Below are 21,716 nucleotides of genomic sequence, written 5' to 3' on the forward strand. Positions count from 1 at the left end.
GACAGTAGCCGGGGGTAAATCGTTGGAGTTCTGCATACTCGGGCACCTCGAAGTCTCGGCGAACGGGCGCCCGGTGCAACTCGGCGGTGCCCGCGAGCGGACGGTACTGGCGATGCTGCTCATCGAGGCCGGTCATGTGATCCCGGTGGAACGGCTCATCGACGCCGTGTGGGGCGACGACCCGCCGGCGACCTCGCGTGGGCAGATCCAGATCTGTATCTCCAACCTGCGGCGGCGCATCCTCGCGGGCGGCGGCGAGGACCTGATCGAGACCCGACGGCCCGGCTATCTGCTGCGGGTCCCCGCGGGCACGCTCGACCTGCACCGGTTCGAGGCCGAAGTCCACGAAGGGCAGGCGGCGTTGGCGGCCGGGGACCCGGCCGGGTCGGCCCGCATCCTGCGGGACGCGCTGCAACTGTGGCGCGGTCCCGCGCTCGCCGACGTGGACAGCACGCTGGTGCAGCAGGGAGTGGGGCGGCTCAACGAGCGGCGGCTCGCCGTGCTCGGCGAGAGCCTGAAGTCCGGGCTGATCGCGGGTGAACAGCACCGGCTGATCGGCGAGTTGACGTCCCTCGCGGCCGAGTATCCGCTGCACGAGCACTTCAGGGCGCTCCTGATGATCGCGCTCTACGCGGCGGGGCGGCAGGCGGAGGCGCTGGACGCGTACCGCAAGGTGCGTGAGGAATTGCAGAGCGAACTGGGCATCGACCCGGGCAGTGAACTGCGCGGCCTGCACCGGGCGATGCTCGCCGGTACGTTCTCGCTGCCGGGCGCGGAGCCGGACGAGACGACGTCGGGGCGTTCGACGAGCCGGGACAGCCGGGACCACGACGGTCAGGGGCGTCAGCCGCAGCACCGCGAAGACCAGCGGCGCGACGACCAACACCGGGACGACCAGCGGCGGGAGGACCAGCGGCGCGACGAACAGCGCCGGGCCGACCAGCGGCGCGACGATCAAAGGCGCGACGACCCCCGCCGGGACGACTACCGCCGGGACGAACGCCGACGCGACGAGCAGCGCCGCGACGAACACGGGCGGGACGAACACGGGCGGGACGACCCGCGCCGTGACGACTACCACGCGGACGAACACCGGCGCGACGAACCCCGCCGCGATCCGTGGGACCGCATGGAGCGGGACCGCGACGACCGGTACGGAGACCGGGACGATCCGACGGGCAGCGCGCCCGCGGAGTCGGCCCGGCCGCCCACTTCGGCGGGCGCCCCCATGCCCGGCGCCCGCGCCGACCCGGAGGGCGCCTCGGACCAGGCGCGCGGCCAGGCCGAAGGGCAGTCGCCGCACCAGCCGCCGGCCGAGGAGCCCAAGCGGCGCGCGCCGAGCCTGCTGCCCGCCGACATCCCGGACTTCACCAGCCGCAGCGAGACCGTGAACGACATCGTGCGGCAGATCGGCGGCGACCAGCGCCACCGCAGCGACCAGGCGGTGCCCGTCTGCGTGATCGTCGGACAGGGCGGCGCGGGCAAGACGACGCTGGCCGTGCATGTCGCGCACCTGCTCACCCAGGACTTCCCCGACGGCCAGCTCTTCGCGCACCTGCGGGTCGGCGACCGTCCGGCGAACCCGTCCGACATCCTGGAGCGCTTCCTGCGGGCGCTCGGTGTCGTCGGCCCCAGCCTGCCCAAGTCCCTTGAGGAACGCGCCGAGCTCTTCCGCGACCTGGTCAGCGGGCGGCACGTACTGGTCGTGCTGGACGACGCCATGACGGAGCGTCAGGTCACCTGGCTGCTGCCCGGAAGCGCCGACTGCTCGGTGATCGTGACGAGCCGTCAGCGGCTCACCGGACTGCCCACCGCGGGCCGGGTGGAGATCGGCGCGCTCAGCGAGAGCGGGGCCGCCGCGCTGCTCGCCCGCTACATCGGTGAGGCGCGGGTGGTCGCGGAGGCGGAGAGCGTCAGCGAACTCTCCCAGCTCTGCGGCCGGTTGCCGCTGGCGTTACGGATCTCGGCGGCGCGGCTGGCGGCCCGTCCGCACTGGAGCGTCGCCGACCTCGTCGACCGGCTGCTCGACGAGTCCCGCAGGCTGGACGAGTTGAACCACGGTGAGATGCAGGTCAGGGCCAGCATCTCGCTGACGTACGACAGCCTGCCGGACGACGCCCGGCTGCTCTTCCGCCGTCTCGCCCTGCTCGACGTGCCCAACTTCGCGGCCTGGGTGGGCTCCCCGCTGCTCCAGGTCGACGTGTTGCGCGCGCAGGAGGCGCTCGAAGTCCTCGCGGAGGCGTATCTGATCGACGCCACGCCCGGTCCCGGCGGCCATGTCCGCTACAGCTTCCACGACATCATGCGGCCCTTCGCGCAGGAGCGGCTGGCGGAGGAGAGTTCCGAGGAGCGGCTGGGCGCGCTGGAGCGCTGGCTCGGCGCGCTGCTGTCGCTGACCGGTGAGGCGCACCGCCGCGAGTACGCGGGCGGCTATCTGGAACGGCGCAGTTCGGCGGAGCGCTGGCGGCTGCCCGACCGGCTGGTGGAGCGGCTGCTGTCCGACCCGCTGGCCTGGTACGAGCAGGAGCGTACGTCGATCGTGGCGGCCGTGCGGCAGGCGTCGGCGGCCGGACTGGTCGAGCACTGCTGGGACCTGGCGCTCAGCTCGGTGACGCTCTTCGAGGCGTACTCGTACTTCGGCAACTGGCGCGAGACGCACGAGATCGCGCTCAAGGCGGCCTGCCGGGCGGGCGATCAGCACGGCGAGGCGGCGATGCGCTACTCGCTGGGCTCGCTGCACATGTTCGAGCAGAGCACGGACCCGGCGATGCGGCAGTTCGAGCGGGCGCACACGCTCTACCACGAACTCGGCGACGAGCACGGCGCGGCGCTCGTACTGCGCAACATGGCCTATCTGGACCGGCTGACCGGTGACATCGCGTCGGCGCAGGAGCGGTGGGAGGAGGCGCTGGGCGTCTTCCAGGTCACCGGCGACCGGATCGCCGAGGCGCACGTCCTGCACAACATGGCCCAGGTGCACGTGGACTGCGGTGAAACGGCTACGGCGCTGCGGCTGTTGGAGCGCGCCGAGGCGATCTGCCACGAGGTCGGCAACCGCCGGGTCACCGCTCAGGTGCAGAACCGGCTGGGCGCGCTGCACCTGCGGGTCGGGCGGCTGGACGACGCGCATGTCGCCTACACGCGTGTGCTGGACAGTGTGCGGGTGACCGGCGACAAGGTCGGCGAGTGCTACGCGCTGCTGGGTCTGGCGACGGTCGACCTGCGCCGCGGCGAGCCGGGTTCCGCGCGGGCGATGCTGACCGAGGCGCTCGAACTGGCGGTACAGGCCGGCGCCCGCATGGTGGAGAGCCGGATCGCGCTGGCGCTCGCCGAGGCGCTGCTCACCTCGGACGTCGAGGCGGCGCCGGAGTACGTCGAGCGCGCGCTGACCGGCTTCGAGGCGATCGGCGCGACGTTGGACAAGGCGCGCGCGATGGTGCTGCGCGGCCGGGTGCACGCGGCGTCCGGCCGTCCGCAGGGCGCGCGTGCCGACTGGCAGGCGGCGGCGGGCATGCTGACCGGGCTGCGGACGGACAAGGGCGGTGTCGCGCTGGTCGAGGAGGTGCGGCGGCTGCTGCGTACGCTGGCCGACGGGGGCGCCGACGCGGGTGTCGCGGCGGCGCAGCTTCCGGCGGAGGCCGAGCTGCACAGCTGAACGGCTTAGGAGTCGCCGGGGAGTTGGGGGAACGCCAGCTCCCGGCAGGGGGCCTGCCGGGTCGGCGGTGTTTCCGGTCGGCGTGAAGGTGCGGCCGACCGGGCGTCGTGGAGCGGGGGCGCCCGCCGGTGCGGGCAGGGAGAATCCGGGCAGCCGGTAGCACCGGGTGTCACGGGGTGGAAGGCGCCCAGCCGTGTGGGCGGCCCAGGGTCACGGGCGTCATGGTGCGGAGGTACCCGAGAGCGCGGGCGGGTGGGGGTGCCGGATCTCCGACGGTGCGGGATGCCCGTGTCGGCACGGGCTTCGTGGGGAGACGATTCGCCGGATCGAACCGGGGCGCCGTGAGAGAGGGCTCATCCGGCCGACCGAGCGGCGGTCGTCGTGGGGTGGAGCTGGGGAAGCGGTGGTGCGCGGTGCGGTGGTACGGGGTGCCGGGCCGCGAGGGCCGCGGCGGAGGTCAGTCCCAGATGGTGTTGTCCGTGGAGGCGGTGGGGGTGGGGGTCGGCTTCGGCGTTCCGCCGTCGACACGTACGACCGAGGTGTGGCCGTTCGTGGACGAGTGCGTCGAGGTGACCGCGACGGCGACGCCGCCCGTGAGGGTGACGAGCAGGGCGGCGGCGGTGATGCTGCGGCGGAAGGCGCGAACCGTCATGATGCCATCTCCAAGTCTGTGGGGCCGCCGGTTCAGGTGTCCCGGTGGCTCGATGACTTCATGGTTCGGTGGACCGCTTTCGGTCCGTCCTCGCCCGGCTATCACGGTCGCTATCACGGCGCTCTCACCCGACCGCCGCAGGTCGGCGCGGGGCTCGGCGCGGCGGTCCGGCTCTCGCCCCGCCCTCGTTTCGCTATCGTCGGGGGCCGCCGGTCCTATCGTCCCGGGCCGCCGGAGCGATGGCGGAACGATAGGGGCATCCCCCAACGTCGTGGCCACCCAGGCGCGACACCGCAAAAGGCGCGCCCGAACCCGGAGGCGGGACCCCGTGAGTCTTTGCGTGCACATCGTGGACAGTGCGTTCGGCGTACCGGCAGCGGACGTCGACGTCCTGCTGCGCCAGCCCGCCGGAGACGACTGGCGTGAGCTGGTGCGCGGGCGCACCGGTCAGGACGGCCGGCTGGCGATGCTCGGTGACCGGAACATCCAGCCGGGCATCTACCAGGTGGTCTGCGACCTGGACGCGTACTACGCCGTCCTCGGCTCGCTGCCCCTGCATCCCCGGGCCATCGTCGAGTTCCGGGTGACCGAGTCCGACGCGGACATCCACCTGCCGATCGTGGTCTCCACGCACTCCTTCCTGAGCTACCGCGGCGCCTGAGGCACCACGACTACCCCTTGGCGAGGGCCGGTTGACGCGGGAACAGATCGGCTCCCAGCTCCCCCCTCGCCCGTCCGTCGTCCAACAGGGCGCCGACCGTGGCCTCCGGCTCGGTGGCCGCGCGCAGCGCCCCGAGCGCGATGGTCCGCAGGACGGCGGTGACATCCTCCTCACCGAGCACGTCGGGGTCGGACCGCAGCGTCAGCTCCACCTGGTGAGCCCCTTCGGCGTTGACCCGGAGATAGAACGGGTGACCCGCCTCGCGGGCCGGGGGCGTCCAGGTCAGGGACGCGCCGGACGGGACATCGGCCCGGTCCCGCGCCGGTACGGGCGGCGGTGACGATGCCGACGGTACGTCGGCGGACGGCTCCGATTCCGCCACGTAGTTGAACCAGCAGTCGTGGACGAAGAGCGAGCCGTCCGGCCCCGGTGCCTCGGCGGCCAGCCGCGCCGCCGCGTCGACGTCGTAACTGCCGTGGCGGTAGGCCAGCAGCGAGCTGAGATGCGCGCGCTTGAGGAAGCCGGACAGCGGCGCGTCCGGGTCCACCGCGCAGAGCAGCGGCACCAGTTGGTTCATGGTGCTGACGACGGGCTGCCACAGCGGGTCGAAGCGGTTGGCGCACATCAGGCTCAGCATGATCCGGTTCCGGGACAGCACTCCGGAAAGGGCCGCGCCGGTCAGCGCGGTCAGAACGCTCTGCGGCGACACCCGGTGTGCGGAGGCGGCGTCCGCGACCAGCGCGGCGAGCCGCGGGGAGCGCAACGTCGCCTGGATGCGGCGCTCGTCGGAACCGGGCGTCCGGGCGGGCAGATTGCTCAGCGGGCCGCCCGCCAGGATCTTCTTCCAGTACTTCTCGGCGCCGCGGCGGTGGCCCGCCCAGGCGTCGCCGTGCTGGAGGACGGCCAGCTCGCGCGGCGCGGGCCCCGGCCGGCCGTCGGCCGCCGGGTCCCCTCCGCCCCTGGCCGCCAACTCCTTGAGCTGCCTTTCCAGTTCGCGGATCGCCCAGACGTCCACCACCATGTGCGACATCGACACGGCCAGATAGCGGGGGCGGCCCGCGGCGCATATCAGCGTGCCGTGCCAGCCGGGGTCGCCGACGACGGGGAAGGGCCGCGCGTACAGCTCGCGCAGCACCCGCGCGCCGTCCTGCGGGGTCACCGACGGCAGGTCCAACCGGTCCATCCGGAGCGGGACTTCGGGGTGGACGCGCTGGAAGGGCCGGCCGTCGGCATCGGTGTGGAACGTCGTCCGCAGGCTGTCGTGACGGTACGTCAGGACGCGCAGGGCACGGTCGATCGCGGGCGCCTGAAGTCCCTCGACGTCCCACAGGGCGGGGACGTTCACCTCCATCAGCCGGTCGGTGGCGAAGGTTTCTATCGATCGCCAGGTCGACAACTGGCCGAAGGTGAGCGGGGCGTCGACGGGCATGGTCCCTCCGTGGCATGAGGTGGGGCACGAGGCGTGGCGTGAGGCGGTGGCGCGGCGCGAGGTGAGGCGCCGACGGGGTTTCGGGGTGGCGGTCGGACGGCGGTCACGCGGCAGGCGTGCGGCGGTCGTGCGGCGGTCGTGCGCCGAAAAGCGATCGGTGATCGGTGGTCGGCGGGCTGCTGGCTCCGGGCCGCGCTACGGGTTCGCGTACGGCCGTACGGCCCCTCCCCCCGCGCCCGTCGGCGCGGGGAGGAAGGTGACGAGCCGCGCGGCGCGTGGAACGCGACGGCTCAGCGACAGACGGTGCCGCGCGCGTGGCTCACGGCCGTGCAGACGACCCGGGTGCAGACCACCCGCGTACAGACCACCTTGCGCATTTGCTTCACCTCCTCCCGCACCTCGCTCCTGACGGTTTTCCGGCGGCCCTTTCGCCGCATCACACACTTATTCATGGGTCGCTTCTCCTTGTCCATACGCGCGCGTTGGCATCAAGTTCGCGGTATTCCCTGCCACCGCGTTCGGGGCGAAATTCCTTGACCCGCCAGGGCCGTGGAGTCCACGCTTCTGCCATGCCCGGAACAGCCGGGGCCACCGGTGAAGACCACGCCGGCCGCCCCGGTCGTATTTCCCGGTCCTGAGCAGCGGAATGCGTTTACCGAACCGTCAGGGCCCGCGAAGAGAAACACGAAGAAGAAATTCACGGCAATGCGCCGCAGTGCGTGCGATGCCGGGCGATGCGTTCTGGAACAGCCAATCCTCGAAAGGTGGGTCATGTCCGCTCTGACTGAACGGTCCACGGCCGCGGAGCCGGTCGCCGTCATCGGCATGTCCTGCCGGCTGCCCGGCGCGAAGAGCCCCGAGGAGTTCTGGCGGCTGCTGAGCGAAGGCCGCGAAGCGGTCGGCGAGGCCCCGGCGGACCGGCGCCAGACGGACGGTACGGCGGGATCGACGGCGGACGGCGCCGGCCGGGCCAGGCGCGGCGGATACATCGCCGACGTGGACCGTTTCGACGCCGCCTTCTTCGGCCTCTCCCCGGCCGAGGCCGCGGCGATGGACCCGCAGCAGCGGCTCGTCCTGGAGCTGGCGTGGGAGGCGATCGAGCACGCCCGGATCGTCCCCTCGACCCTGCACGGCACGGCGGCCGGAGTCTTCATCGGCGCCATCACCGGCGACTACGCGCTGGTCCACGACCGGCTCGGCGGCCAGGGGATCAGCAGGCACAGCGTCACCGGCACCCACCGCAGCATCATCGCCAACCGGGTCTCGCACCTGCTCGGCCTGCGCGGCCCCAGCCTCACCGTCGACTCCGGCCAGTCCTCCGCCCTGGTCGCCGTGCGGCTGGCCTGCGAGGAGCTGCGTCGCGGCACCGCGCGGACGGCGCTGGCGGGCGGGGTGAACCTGAATCTGCTCGGCGAGAGCGACCGGGCCCTGGAGCGCTTCGGCGCCCTGTCCCCCGACGGCCGCTGCCACACCTTCGACGGCCGGGCCAACGGTTACGTACGCGGCGAGGGCGGCGGTGTGGTGCTCCTCAAGCCGCTGTCGGCCGCGCTCGCCGACGGCGACACCGTGCACTGCGTCATCCTCGGCGGCGCCGTCAACAGCGGCACAGGAGAGCACCTGACCGTTCCCGACCCCGAGGCGCAGCGCGAGGTCGTCCGGCTGGCCTGCCGCGACGCGGGAGTCGCGCCCGCCGAGATCGCCTACGTGGAGCTGCACGGCACCGGTACGGCGGTCGGCGACCCGATCGAGGCGGCCGGTCTCGGGGCCTCGCTGGAGACCGAGTCCCGGGTGGCGCACGGCGCCCCGCCGCTGCTGGTCGGCTCGGCCAAGACCAACGTCGGCCACCTGGAGGGCGCGGCCGGCATCGTCGGTCTGCTGAAGGTGGCGCTCAGCATCGGCCACCGCACGCTCCCGCCCAGCCTGAACTTCACCTCGCTCCACCCGGCCATCGCGGCCGAGCAGCAGGGCATCGAGGTGGTCACCGCCGCCCGTCCGTGGCCCGGCTCCCCCGACAGCCGCCCGACCGCGGGCGTCAGCGCCTTCGGTATGGGCGGCACCAACTGCCACCTGATCCTGGCGGCGGCGCCCGAGACCGCGCCGAACGGGACTGCGGCGCCCCGGACCGTGCCGAACGAGACCACGCCGAACGAGACCGTCGCGGACGACAGCCCCGAGGTCCGCCGCGACTGCGACGCCGACGCGGCCCCGGCCACCCCCTGGCTCCTGTCGGCCCGCTCCCCGCGCGGCCTGACCGCCCAGGCGGACCGGCTCGCCGCCCACCTCGCCACGCGCCCCGACGTACCGGCGCGGGACGTCGCGCTGTCCCTGCTGCGCACCCGCTCGGCCTTCGACCACCGCGCCGTCGTCCTCGGCGCGGGACGCCCCGAACTGGACACACTGCTCGGCGAGTTGGCGGCGGGCCGACCCCACAGCGAGGTCATCACCGGGCACACCGCGACCGGCGGCGTGGGATTCGTCTTCCCGGGCCAGGGCTCCCAGTGGTGGGGCATGGCGCGCGAACTGCTGGAGATCGACGGCCCGTTCGCCGACCGGATCACCGAGTGCGCCCGCGCGCTGGCCCCGTACACCGACTACGACTTGCTGGACGTGGTGCGCGGTGCGCCCGGCGCGCCCGGCTTCGAGCGGCTCGACGTGGTGCAGCCCGCGCTGTGGGCCGTGATGGTCTCGCTCGCCGAGGTGTGGCGCGCGGCCGGGGTCGAACCGGACTTCGTCATCGGCCACTCGCAGGGCGAGATCGCCGCCGCGACCGTCATCGGCGCGCTCTCCCTGGACGACGGGGCCCGTGTGGTGGCCCTGCGCAGCCAGGTGCTGCTCCAGGTCACCGGCGGCCGGATGCTGTCGGTGTCCGCGCCGCTCGCCATGGTCGAGGAACGGCTGGCGGCCTACGGAGCGGCGACCCTCAGCGTGCTCAACAGCCCCACCTCCGCGGTCGTCTCCGGCCCCCTGGACACGCTCACCGAGCTGGCCGCGAGCTTCGACGCCGACGGCTTCCGCACCAAGGTCCTCAAGATCGACTACGCCTCGCACTCCCCCGCCGTGGAAGTCATCCGCGAGCAGGTGCTCGACGTGCTCGCACCGGTCCGGCCGGTCGCCGTCGACACCCCCTTCTACTCCTCGCTGACCGGCGGCCGGGTCGAGGACACCTCGGAGCTCGACGGCGACTTCTGGTACCGCAATCTGCGCCACGCCGTCCGCTTCACCGACGCCACCCGCTCCGCGCTCGCCGACGGCAACGGCCTGTTCGTCGAGTGCAGCCCGCACCCGGTGCTGCGGCACGCGATCGAGGAGACCGCGGAGGAGGCGGGCCACGAGGCCGCCTCCGTGCCCACCCTGCGCCGCGAGGAGGGCGGCCCCGCGCAGGTGCTGCGCGCCCTCGCCGGTGCCTACGTACACGGCGCCGACGTCGACTGGGCGCCCGTCGCGGCCGTACCGGGAGCCCGTACGACGGACCTGCCCACGTACGCCTTCCAGCGCGAGCGGCACTGGCTGGGCGGGGCGCCGATCCTCGGCGCGGCGGCCGGTCCCGGTGCCGCCGGCACCGCGGGACCCTCGGACCAGGCCCCGGCACCCGTGGCGGTCCGCACTCCCGAGGCCGTACGCGATCTGGTCACCGCGAGCACCGCCGCGGTCCTCGGGCACGCGGACGGCAGCGCGATCGACCCGCGCCGCAGCTTCAAGGACCTCGGCCTGGACTCGCAGGGCACCGTCGAGCTGCGCAACCGGCTCAAGGACGCCACCGGTCTGAAGCTGCCGACGACGCTGCTCTTCGAGTTCCCGACGCCGAAGCGGCTGGCCGAGCGACTGGCGGAGCTGACAGCGCAGTTGACGCCGCAGACGCCCGAGGCGGACGGCGCGGGCGTGCGGCCCGCCCCCAACAGCGTGACCAGCGACGGCACTTCCGCCGACACCGCCGCCGACACCGGTACGTCCGCCGGTTCCAGCGTCGACCCCGACGCGCCCGAGCCGATCGCCGTCGTCGCCATGAGCTGCCGCTACCCCGGCGGGGTCAGTACCCCGGAGGAGCTGTGGCAGCTCGTCGCGGACGGCACCGACGCGGTCACCGGGCTGCCCGCCGACCGCGGCTGGGACCTGGACGCACTGCTCGGCGCGGGCCCCGACCGGCCCGGCGCCCTGACCACCGTCGGCGGCGGATTCCTGCACGAGGCACCGGAGTTCGACGCCGCCTTCTTCGGCATCAGCCCCCGCGAGGCGCTCGCGATGGACCCGCAGCAGCGGCTGCTGCTGGAGACGTCGTGGGAGGCCGTCGAGCGGGCGGGCATCGACCCGGCCACGCTCGCCGGGCAGCCGGTCGGCGTCTTCTTCGGCTCGATGGCCTCCGACTACGGCCCCCCGCTGCACCGGCCGAACGGCGGCGGTGACGGCCACCTGCTCACCGGTACGGCGCTCAGCGTCATCTCCGGCCGGGTCGCGTACACCCTCGGCCTGCGCGGCCCCGCGCTGACCGTCGACACGGCCTGCTCGTCCTCCCTGGTCGCCCTGCACCTGGCGGTCCGCGCCCTGCGCGGCGGCGAGTGCCCGATGGCGCTGGCGGGCGGCGTGACGGTGATGTCGACGCCCGGCAATCTGGTGGAGTTCAGCAGGCAGCACGGACTCGCCGCGGACGGCCGGGCCAAGGCGTTCTCGGCCGACGCGGACGGCACGTCCTTCTCCGAGGGCGCGGGGGTGCTGCTGCTGGAGAAGCTCTCCGACGCCCGCCGCAACGGCCACCCGGTGCTCGCCGTCATCCGCGGCACCGCCGTCAATCAGGACGGTGCGAGCAACGGCCTCACCGCACCCGACGGACAGGCCCAACGCGTCCTCGTACGGCAGGCGTTGGCCGACGCGCGCCTCACGGCCGACGACGTCGACGCCATCGAGGCGCACGGCACCGGCACCTCCCTCGGCGACCCCGTCGAGGCCAACGCGCTGATCGACACCTACGGCAGCGCGCCGGGCGGCGGCGACCCCGCCGCCGCGCGACCGGTCTGGCTCGGCTCGGTGAAGGCCAACATCGGTCACACGCAGGCCGCCGCGGGTGTGGCGGGCGTCATCAAGATGGTGCAGGCGCTGCGCCACGAGACGCTGCCGCGCACGCTCCACGCCGACGAGCCCACGCCGCGCGCCGACTGGGACGCCGGACGGATCAGGCTGCTCACCGAGCAGCGGGCCTGGCCGCGCGGGGAGCGGGTCCGCAGGGCCGCCGTCTCCTCCTTCGGCATCAGCGGCACCAACGCCCACGTGGTCGTGGAGGAACCGGCCGCGGCCGACCTTCCCGCCGAACGGACGGACCGTCAGGGAGGTTCCGCACACGGCCTGTTGGCCTGGCCGGTCACCGCCCGCACCCCCGATGCGCTGCGGCACCAGGCCCAGCGGCTGACCGGCGCCGTCGCCGACAGGCGTCCCGAGGACGTCGCCCGCACGCTGGCCGCCCGTACCGTCTTCGAGCAGCGCGCCGTCGTCCTCGGCGCCGGAACCGACGAGCTGATCGCGGGGCTGCGCGCCCTCGCCGACGGCGACCCGGCCGGGCCCGGCACCGTCTCCGGTGCGGCCAGGGGCCGCGCCCGGACGGCGCTGCTCTTCACCGGGCAGGGCGGTCAGCGGCTCGGCATGGGACGCGAACTGCACGCCGCCTTCCCGGTTTTCGCGGCGGCGTACGACGAGATCTGCGCGGCCTTCGACCCCTACCTCGACCGCCCGCTGCGCGAGGTGCTGTGGGCCGAGCCCGACGGACCCGACGCGGTCCTGCTGGACGAGACCCGCTACACCCAGCCCGCGCTCTTCGCCTTCGAGACGGCCGCGTGGCGGCTGCTGCGCTCCCTCGGCGTCGAGGCCGACGTCGTGGCGGGGCACTCGGTCGGCGAGTACGCGGCGGCCTGCGCGGCCGGGGTGTGGCAACCGGCCGACGCCGTACGGCTGGTGGCCGCGCGCGGCCGGCTGATGCAGGAACTCCCGCGCGGCGGAGCGATGTTCGCCGTCGCAGCGAGCGAGGAGGAGATCCGCGGCACGCTGGCGGAGCCGCGGTACGCGGCGCGGGCCGTGGGCCTGGCCGCCGTCAACGGCCCGCTGAGCTGCGTGATCTCCGGCGAGGAGCAGACCTGCGAGGCCATCGCGCGGCAGTGGGCCGACGCGGGCCGCCGTACCAAGCGGCTCACCGTCAGCCACGCCTTCCACTCGCCGCTGATGGACCCGATGCTCGACGCCTTCCGGCGGGAGATCGCCGCGTCCACCCTCGCCGAACCCCAACTCCCCTACGAGGCCGCCCTGGGCGCGGACCGCTCCTGGACCGACCCCGCCTACTGGGTGGACCAGATCCGGGAGACGGTGCTCTTCGCGCCGGTCGTGGACCGGCTGGCCGCCGCCGGTACCGGCGTGCTGTTCGAGGTCGGACCGCAGGCGGTGCTCACCCCGATGGCCCGCGAGAGCGTGGCCGGGCGGCCCGGCAGCGTCGTACCGCTGGTCCGGCGCGGCCGGGACGAACAGGACGCGCTCCTGCGGGGCCTGGCCGAGGCGTTCGCCGCCGGAGCCACCGTCGACTGGGCCGCCACCGCGGCGGACGGCGCCCGTACCGAGCTGCCCACCTACGCCTTCGACCGGCGCCGGTTCTGGCTCACCGACGCGGGGCCCGACGCGGGCTCGACCGCCCGCACCTCGCTGCTGCGCCGCGCGACCACCGTCGCGGCCGACGGCGGCCACCTGCTCGGCGGACGGCTCTCGCTGCGCTCCACGCCGTGGCTGGCCGACCACGCCATCGGCGGCACCGCCGTCGTTCCCGGTACGGCGCTGGTCGAATGCGCCCTCCAGGCGGCGGAGTTGGCCGGGGCCGAGGCGGTCGGCGGACTCACCCTGCTCACCCCGCTGGTCCTGCCGCCACTGGGCGCGGTCGAGGTCCAGGTCGCCGTCGGCGGCGAGGACGCGGACGGGCGGCGCGCGCTGACCGTCCACGCCAGGCCCGCCGACGACACCGACGCGCCGTGGACGGCGCACGCCACCGGCCACCTGACGGCCTCGGCGGACGCCGCCCCCGACGACGGCTGGGCCGCGGTCTGGCCGCCGGCCGGAGCCGAGGCGGTCGACCTCACCGACGTGTACGGGCGGCTCGCCGCCGCGGGTTACGGCTACGGCCCCGCCTTCCAGGGCCTCACCGGCGCCTGGCGTGCGGGTGACGACCTCTACGCGGAGGTCCGGCTGCCCGAGGGCGTACGGTCCGCCGCGGCCGACTTCGCCGTGCACCCGGCCCTGCTCGACGCCGCCCTGCACATCCTCGTCCTGGAGGCCAGGAACGCCTCGTCGGCGGGCCGCCCTGTCCCCTTCTCCTTCACGTCCGTCACCGTCCCCGCGCCCGGAACCGACGCCCTGCGCGTACGGCTCACCGCGAGCGACGCCTCCGGCGACGGCACCCGGATGTCCCTGTGCGACACGGCGGGACGCCCGGTGGGCGAGGTGACGGTGAGCATGCGCAACGCCCCTGAGGGCTTCGGCCTCACGGCGACCTCGGCCCCCAAGGACATCGGCCTGTACGACATCGCCTGGGTCCCGGCCGCCGCGTCCCCGGCCCCGTCCTCCGAGGACTCAGCGCCCTGGGCGGTGCTCGGCTCCGCCGCCGCCGAACCCGTGGCCGCGGCCCTGCGCTCCTCCGGCCGTCCCGCCTCGGTACTCGCCGACCTCGACACCCCCCGTACGGGCGCGGCCCCGGCCGTCCTGGTCATCCCGGCACCCGAGGACCCGACGCCCGAGGACCCGACGCCCGAGGGCCCGACATCCGACGGCCCGACGTCCGAGGAACCGGCAGCGTCCGGCGGCCTCCCCTCGACCGTGCGCCGCGTCCTCGCGGACACCCTCGACCTCGTACGGCGACGCGTCGCCGACCCCGAACTGGCCGGTACCCGGCTGCTCTTCCTCGCCGACCCCGACTCGCTGACCGGCGGCCCGCTCTGGGGCCTGATCAGGTCGGCGCAGACCGAGCACCCTGACGCCTTCGCCCTGGCCGACGCGAGCGGTACGGCGCCGGACGAATGGCCGCTGCTGGCAGCCGCGTTGCACCAGGCGGAGCCGCAGACGGCCGTCCGCGACGGCGCTCTGCTGGTCCCCCGGCTCACCCTCCGCGAGACCGAGACCCACACCCACACCCACACCAGCACCAGCACCAGCACCGGCACCGAGCCGGTCGACGGCGCGCGGACCGTGGACACCCCGGACGCCGGAAGCGCCCTCGGCACCGGCACGGTCCTGGTCACCGGCGGTACCGGCGGACTCGGCGCGCGCCTCGCCGCGCACCTCGTGGCACGGCACGGCGTGCGGGACCTGCTCCTGGTCTCGCGGCGCGGCCCGGCGGCCGAAGGGGCCGACGAGCTGGTCGCCGCGCTCGAAGCGCGCGGCGCGGCCGTACGGGTCGCGGCCTGCGACGTCGCGGACCGGGCGGCGCTGACCGCGGTGCTGGACTCGATCGCGGACGACAAGCCGCTGACCGCGGTGGTGCACACCGCGGGCGTGCTCGACGACGGCGTGGTCGCGCGGCTCGACGGTGAGCGGCTGGGGAACGTGCTGCGGCCCAAGGCGGACGCGGCGTGGCTGTTGCACGAGGCGACGGCGGACCTGCCGCTGGCGGCGTTCGTCCTGTACTCGTCCGTGGCGGGCGTGCTCGGGACGGCGGGGCAGGCGGGTTACGCCGCCGCCAACGGCTTCCTGGACGCGCTGGCCGTCCACCGCAGGGCGGCGGGGCTGCCCGCGACCTCGGTCGCGTGGGGCCTGTGGTCCGCGGAGGCCGGGATGGCCACGGCACTGAGCGCGGTGGACCAGGCGCGGCTGGCACGGATCGGCACGCTGCCGCTCGGCCAGGAGGAGGGTCTGGCGCTCTTCGACGCGGCGCTGGCCGCCGACCTGGCGGGCGGCCGTACGGTGGCGGCCCGTTGGGACCTGACCGGGCTGCGGGCCCGCGCGGCCTCCAGCGGGTCACCCGTACCGCCGCTGCTGCGCGGCCTGGTGCCGGCGCCGCGCCCGGCCCGCCGGACGGCCTCCGTCCGGCCCGCCGCGTCCGGTGCGACGGCACCCGCGCCCGCCGCGGGTCAGGGCGGACTCGCCGGGAAGCTGGCGGGGCTCGACCGGGAGGCGGCGCACGCGGTGCTGCTCGACCTGGTCAGGGAGCGCGCCGCGCTCGTCCTCGGGCACGACAGGGCCGACCGGATCGAGGTCGACCGGCCCTTCACGGAGCTGGGCTTCGACTCGCTGGCCGCGGTGGAACTCCAGGAGGGCCTCGGCCGGATGACCGGCGTGCCGCTCCCGGCGACGCTGACCTTCGACCACCCGACCGTCGCGGACGTGGCGGCCCGGCTCGCCGCGGACTTCGCGCCGGTCGAGCCCGTACCGGTGGGCGACCGGCTGTGGGGCACCCTCGGCGACGCGCTGTCCGCGCTGCTCGACGGCGGCGCCGCGGCCGAGGGCCCGGCCGACCCCGACGAGCGCGACCGCACCGAGGCGCTGCTCCAGGCGGCGCTGAGCCGGCTGCGCGACGGCGGCGAGGGACCGGGGCGGCTCCTGAGCCCGGCACTGCCCGGCGGCGGCCTCGAAACCGTCTCGGACGAGGACCTCTTCGACTTCATCGACAACCAACTCTGACATTCGCGACAACCCGACTTCGTACTGGAGGACACGGCTATGACGAGCGAAGAGCGGCTTCGCGAATATCTGAAGAGGGTGGTCGGCGACCTGACCGACGCCCGGCGCAAGCTGAGCGAGGCCGATGACCGCGAGCACGAGGCGGTGGCCGTGGTCGGCATCGGCTGCCGCTACCCCGGCGGGGTCGAGGCACCTGACGACCTGTGGGAGCTGGTGGACTCCGGCACCGACGCGACCAGCCCGTTCCCGACCGACCGCGGCTGGGACCTGGAGAAGCTGTACGACCCGGACCCCGACACCCCCGGCACCAGCTACACCCGGCGCGGCGCCTTCGTGCACGACGCGGGCGACTTCGACGCCCCCTTCTTCCGGATCAGCCCCCGGCACGCGGTGAGCACCGACCCGCACCACCGGCTCTTCCTCGAAGCGGCCTGGGAGTCCTTCGAGCGGGCCGGCATCGACCCGGCGACGCTGCGCGGCAGCAGCACGGGCGTGTGGGCCGGGATGATGTACGAGTTCTACTCGGCGCGTTTCCTCGGCGCCGTTCCCGAGGACGTCGACGGCACCCTCCTGGTCGCCAGCACCCCGAGCATGCTGTCCGGCCGGGTCTCCTACAGCTTCGGTCTCGAAGGTCCCTCGGTGACCCTCGACACCGCCTGCTCGTCCTCGCTGGTCGCGGTCCACCAGGCCGTACGCTCCCTGCGCAGCGGCGAGTGCACGCTCGCGGTGGCGGGCGGGGTGACCGTCATGGCGGAGCCCGACATGTTCGCGGAGTTCTCGCGGCAGCGCGGTCTGGCCCCCGACGGGCGCTGCAAGCCGTTCTCCGCCGACGCCGACGGCACGGTGTGGGGCGAGGGCTGCGGTGTCCTGCTGCTGGAACGCCTCTCGGACGCTCAGCGCAACGGCCGGCCGATCTACGGCGTGATCCGCGGCACGGCTGTCAACCAGGACGGCGCGAGCAACGGGCAGACCGCGCCCAACGGCAAGGCGCAGGAGCGGGTGATCGCCCAGGCGCTGGCCGACGCCCGCCTGACGCCCCGTGACATCGACGCGGTCGAGGCGCACGGCACGGCCACGCCGCTCGGCGACCCGATCGAGGCCAACGCGATCCTGTCCGCCTACGGCAAGGACCACACGCCGGAGCGGCCGTTGCTGCTCGGCACGATCAAGTCCAACATCGGGCACACGCAGGCCGCCGCGGGCATCGCCGGAATGATCAAGATGATGCAGGCGATGCGGCACGGCAAGCTGCCGCGCACCCTGCACATCGGCACCCCGACCTCGCGGGTCGACTGGTCGGCGGGCACCGTACGGCTGTTGACCGAAGAGGAGCCCTGGGAGTCGCGCGAGGACGCGCCGCGCCGGGCCGCCGTCTCGTCCTTCGGGATCAGCGGCACCAACGCGCACGTGATCCTGGAGGAGCCGCGACCGGCCCCCGCCGCAACGGAGTTGGAGACCGGGACGGGTTCCGAGACCGGGACCGACACCGGCTCCGACACCGGGACCGGCGCCGCGTCCGACATCGCGTCCGACACCGGCAAGGCCCCGCTCGCCTGGGTGCTCAGCGCCCGCAGCGCCGACGCCCTGCGCGGCCAGGCCGACCGGCTCGGCCGCCGCGTCGCCGCTCAACCGGCGCTGCGCCCGGTGGACATCGCCTGGTCGCTGGCCGCCACCCGCGCCCGCTTCGACCACCGCGCGGTCGTCGTCGGCCGCGACCGCGCCGAACTCCTCGACCGGCTCGACGGTTTCGCGCAGGGCAGGGACGGCTCCCCGGTGACCACCGGCGTGGCGTCCGGTACGGCCAGGACCGTCTTCCTGTTCACCGGACAGGGCGGGCAGCAGCCCGGCATGGGGCGTCAACTGCACGCCGCCTTCCCCGTCTTCGCCGCCGCCCTGGACGAGGTGTGCGACGCGCTCGACCCGCATCTCGACCGGCCGCTGCGCGAGGTGATGTGGGCGGAGCCCGGCACGCCCGAGGCCGCGGAGCTGGACCGCACCTACTACACGCAGCCCGCGCTCTTCGCCTACCAGGTCGCCGCCTTCCGGCTGCTCGGCTCGCTCGGTCTGGTCCCCGACAAGGTCGCCGGGCACAGCGTCGGCGAGATCGCCGCCGCCCATGTGGCCGGTGTCTGGGACCTGGCCGACGCGGCCCGGATGATCACCGCCCGCGCCCGGCTGATGCAGCGACTCCCCTCCGGCGGCGCGATGTTCGCGATCTCCGCCACGGCGCGGGAAGTCGCCGTCACGCTGGCGGGCAAGGAGAGCCTGGCGCAGGTCGCCGCCGTCAACAGCCCCGCGGACGTGGTGGTCTCCGGTGACGAGGAGACCTGCGCCGCCGTCGCCGCCCACTGGGCGGAGCAGGGCCGCCGCACCAAGCGCCTCACCGTCAGCCACGCCTTCCACTCGCCGCTGATGGAACCGATGCTCGACGCCTTCGGCGCCGAACTGGCCGCGCTGACCTTCCGTCAGCCGACGCTGGACAGCGCCGTCAACCTCGGCGCCGACCGGAGCTGGACCGACCCCGGCTACTGGGCCGACCAGGTCCGCCAGGCCGTGGGCTTCGCCGACATGACCGCGCGGCTGGACGCGGCGGGCACGGACGTCTATCTGGAGATCGGGCCGCGCCCGGTGCTCTCCGGGATGGTCCGCGCCTGCCTGCCGGACGCCAAGGCCGTCGTGACCGCCGTGTCCCGGCGCACGCTGGCCGAGCCCGAGGGGCTGCTGACCGCGCTCGCCGAGGCGTACGCGGCCGGCGCGTCCGCCGACTGGAGCGCCGCGGCGCCCGGCGGACAGCCCGTCGAACTGCCCACGTACGCCTTCGACCACACGCGCTACTGGCTGCTGCGGACCCCGCCGCGCGGCGACGCCGACGCGCTCGGCCTGACCGAGCTGCGGCACCCGCTGCTGGGCGCGGCGGTCGCCGTCGCCGACGGCGGACTGGTCGCCACCGGCAGGCTGACCGCGGACGACCTGCCCTGGCTGGCCGACCACTCCGTGGGCGGCGCGGCGATCGTGCCCGGCACCGCCCTGCTCGACATGGTCGTCGAGGCGGCGGCGCAGGCCGGTTACGACCGGGTCGAGGAGCTGACGTTCGAGGCGCCGATGCCGCTGCCGGTGACCGGGTCGCTCGACCTCCAGGTCGCCATCGGCGGCGACGGCTCCGTCGGGGTGCACGCCCGGCGCGGCGGCGAGGAGAGCTGGACCCGGCACGCGTCGGGCAGCCTGGCCGCGGGCCCCGCGGAGCCCGACGGCTGCGCGTGGGCCGCCACGTGGCCGCCGCAGGGGGCCGCACCGGTCGACCTGGACGCGGTCTACGAGCGGCTGACGGAGCGCGGCTACGGCTACGGCCCGGCCTTCCGCGGGCTGCGCGGCGCCTGGCGCACCGACGGTGAGCTGTTCGCCGAGGTCGAGGTGCCCGAGGGCGCGGAGAACGACGGCTTCGGGCTCCACCCGGTGCTGCTCGACTCGGCCTTCCACCCGTACGCCGCCGAGGGCGAAGGGGACGAGCTGCGGCTGCCGTTCGTCTTCCGCGGGGTGCGGCTGACCGCGGTCGGCGCGTCCGCCCTGCGGGTCAGGATCGTGACCGAGGGCGCCGACCAGTTGTCGCTGACCGCGGCGGACGAAAACGGCGGACTGGTCCTGGACGCCCGCGACATGCGGGTCAGGGCGGTGCCGGCCGCGGCCATGCGGGCGCTCGCCGGAAGCGCGGCCTCACCCGAGGGCTACTACGGCCTGGAGTGGACCGAGACGACGCTTCCCGCGGTGAGCCCCGGCAGTTGGGCCGCGCTCGGCACCCCGGTCGCCGCGCTCCCCTTCCACACCGGCCCCGACGCGCTCGCCGCGTCCGGCGTCCGGCCCGACTACGTCCTGCTCGACACCGAGGCACTGGACACCGCCGAGGGCGCCGAACTCCCGCAGAGCGTCAGCGAGTTGACCGGCCAGGTGCTCGGCCTGCTCCAGCGGTGGGCCGACGACGCGGCCTTCGCCGCCTCCCGGCTCGTGATCGCCACCGACCCCGACTCGCTCCGCACGGCAGGGGTTTGGGGCCTGGTGCGGGCGGCGCAGGCCGAACACCCCGGCCGGTTCCTGCTGGTGGGCGCCCGCGGCGGCATCAGCGCGGCCCTCGCGGGTCCCGGCAGGGCGGTGGCGCTGCTCGCCGCCGCGGCCGAGGCGGACGAGCCGCAGGTGCTGCTGGAGGACGGCCGTACGCTGCTGCCGCGGGTCGCCCGCCGGGTGCCCGCACCCGCCGTCGAGCCGGCCTTCGGCGACGGCACGGTCCTGGTCACCGGCGGCACCGGGGCGCTCGGCGCGCTGGTCGCCCGGCGGCTGGTCGAACGCTTCGGCGTACGGCACCTGTTGCTGACCTCGCGGCGCGGTCTCGCGGCCCCCGGGGCGCGGGAGCTGGCCGACGAGCTGACCGAGGCCGCCGGACCCGGCGCCACCGTACGGATCGAGGCGTGCGACGCCGCCGACCGCGGCGAGCTGTCGGCGCTGCTGGCCTCGGTGCCGCCGGAGCACCCGCTGACCGGTGTGCTGCACGCCGCCGGTGTCCTGGATGACGGGCTGCTCGCGGGCCAGTCGCCGCAGCGCCTGGCGGACGTGCTGCGGCCGAAGGCGGACGCGGCCTGGCTGCTGCACGAGCTGACCGCGGACCTGCCGCTGGCCGCCTTCGTCCTGTTCTCCTCCGTCGCGGGCGTGCTCGGCAACGCCGGGCAGACCACGTACGGAGCCGCCAACACCTTCCTGGACGCGCTGGCCGTCCACCGCAGGGCGGCGGGTCTGCCCGCGGTCTCGGTGGCCTGGGGCCTGTGGTCGACGGCGGGCATGGGCTCGACGCTGACCGCGGCCGACGAGGCGCGGCTGGCCAGGATCGGGGTCGCGCCGCTCGACGAGCGGCAGGGCCTCGGGCTGCTGGACACGGTGCTGACCGACCCCGACGTCGAGGCCGCGGTCGTGGCCTCCCGCTGGAGCCTGAGCGGCCTGCGCGGCGCGCAGGACAGCGGCGAGCGGATTCCGCAGATCCTGCGCGGCCTGGTCCGCGCGGGGCGGCGGACCGCGGAAGGCGGCGGCGCCCGGCAGTCCGGCGCCAACGCCGCGGGCGGCCTGGCCAAGAAGCTCGAAGGACTCACCGGTGACGCCGCGAAGTCCGCGGTCGACACCGCCGTACGCCACCACGTGGCCGCGGTACTGGCCCATGGAGCGCCCGAAGCGCTCGACCCCGACCTGCCCTTCATCGACCTCGGATTCGACTCGCTGACGGCGGTCGAACTGCGCAATCGGCTCCAGACGGACTCCGGTCTCGACCTGGCCCCGACGCTCGTCTTCGATCACCCGACCATCGGCGCCCTGGCGGAGCACCTGGCCATCGCGCTGGTCCCGGCCCCGAAGGATGACGTGACCACCATGGAAGAAGCCCTCGCCCGGATCACCGGCGAACTCAGCTCGTCCGCACCCGCGCTGCGGGACCGCATGGTCGTGGCCCTGCAGGACGCCCTCAACCGACTCGGAGTCCCGATGGACTCCCCCACCGCGGTGCTCGACGAGGCCTCCGACGAGGAGATCTTCGCCTTCATCGACGCCCAGGCGTAATCCCGCGCCGGGCGCACGGCCCGGCCACCGAGGTACAGCGACTCCCCGGCACTCCCACCGGCACTCCCCCGGCACATCGCCGGCGCACATCACCGGC

At 74.7% G+C, this 21,716-nt stretch carries 6 protein-coding genes; 4 read left to right on the forward strand and 2 right to left on the reverse strand.

Annotation, left to right across the window (positions count from 1 at the left end; genetic code table 11):
* The first annotated feature begins 22 nt into the window (after positions 1 to 22).
* The gene (locus tag ACIQCJ_RS13875; RefSeq protein WP_402711477.1) at positions 23 to 3,655 is read left to right on the forward strand and encodes a BTAD domain-containing putative transcriptional regulator; all 3,633 of its coding nucleotides are present in this window, start codon (positions 23 to 25) and stop codon (positions 3,653 to 3,655) included.
* Between the two features lie 457 nt (positions 3,656 to 4,112).
* On the opposite strand, the gene ACIQCJ_RS13880 is transcribed toward ACIQCJ_RS13875, so the two are convergent.
* Positions 4,113 to 4,307, reverse strand: coding sequence for a hypothetical protein (locus ACIQCJ_RS13880; RefSeq protein ID WP_188281614.1), 195 nt, complete (start codon positions 4,305 to 4,307; stop codon positions 4,113 to 4,115).
* A gap of 52 nt (positions 4,308 to 4,359) precedes the next feature.
* Between ACIQCJ_RS13880 and ACIQCJ_RS13885 the strand changes: the two genes are divergently transcribed.
* Positions 4,360 to 4,968 carry a hydroxyisourate hydrolase gene (locus tag ACIQCJ_RS13885; protein WP_391045985.1) on the forward strand — a complete coding sequence of 203 codons (609 nt, stop codon included), beginning with the start codon at positions 4,360 to 4,362 and terminating at the stop codon, positions 4,966 to 4,968.
* Positions 4,969 to 4,978: 10 nt separating this feature from the next.
* Here the strand turns inward: ACIQCJ_RS13885 and ACIQCJ_RS13890 are convergent, their stop codons facing one another.
* Positions 4,979 to 6,397 carry a condensation domain-containing protein gene (locus ACIQCJ_RS13890; protein ID WP_402711480.1) on the reverse strand — a complete coding sequence of 473 codons (1,419 nt, stop codon included), beginning with the start codon at positions 6,395 to 6,397 and terminating at the stop codon, positions 4,979 to 4,981.
* A 771-nt stretch (positions 6,398 to 7,168) separates the two neighbouring features.
* On the opposite strand from ACIQCJ_RS13890, the gene ACIQCJ_RS13895 reads away from it, so the two are divergent.
* Both ACIQCJ_RS13895 and ACIQCJ_RS13900 read left to right on the forward strand, forming a co-directional pair.
* Positions 7,169 to 16,030, forward strand: a complete 8,862-nt coding sequence (locus tag ACIQCJ_RS13895; protein WP_402711481.1) for an SDR family NAD(P)-dependent oxidoreductase — start codon at positions 7,169 to 7,171, stop codon at positions 16,028 to 16,030.
* 39 nt (positions 16,031 to 16,069) lie between these two features.
* Complete coding sequence (locus tag ACIQCJ_RS13900; RefSeq protein WP_402711483.1) at positions 16,070 to 21,619, forward strand: beta-ketoacyl synthase N-terminal-like domain-containing protein; 5,550 nt, start codon at positions 16,070 to 16,072, stop codon at positions 21,617 to 21,619.
* Positions 21,620 to 21,716: the final 97 nt, after the last annotated feature.

The sequence above is a fragment of the Streptomyces sp. NPDC093221 genome, assembly GCF_044753885.1.
Lineage (GTDB): Bacteria > Actinomycetota > Actinomycetes > Streptomycetales > Streptomycetaceae > Actinacidiphila.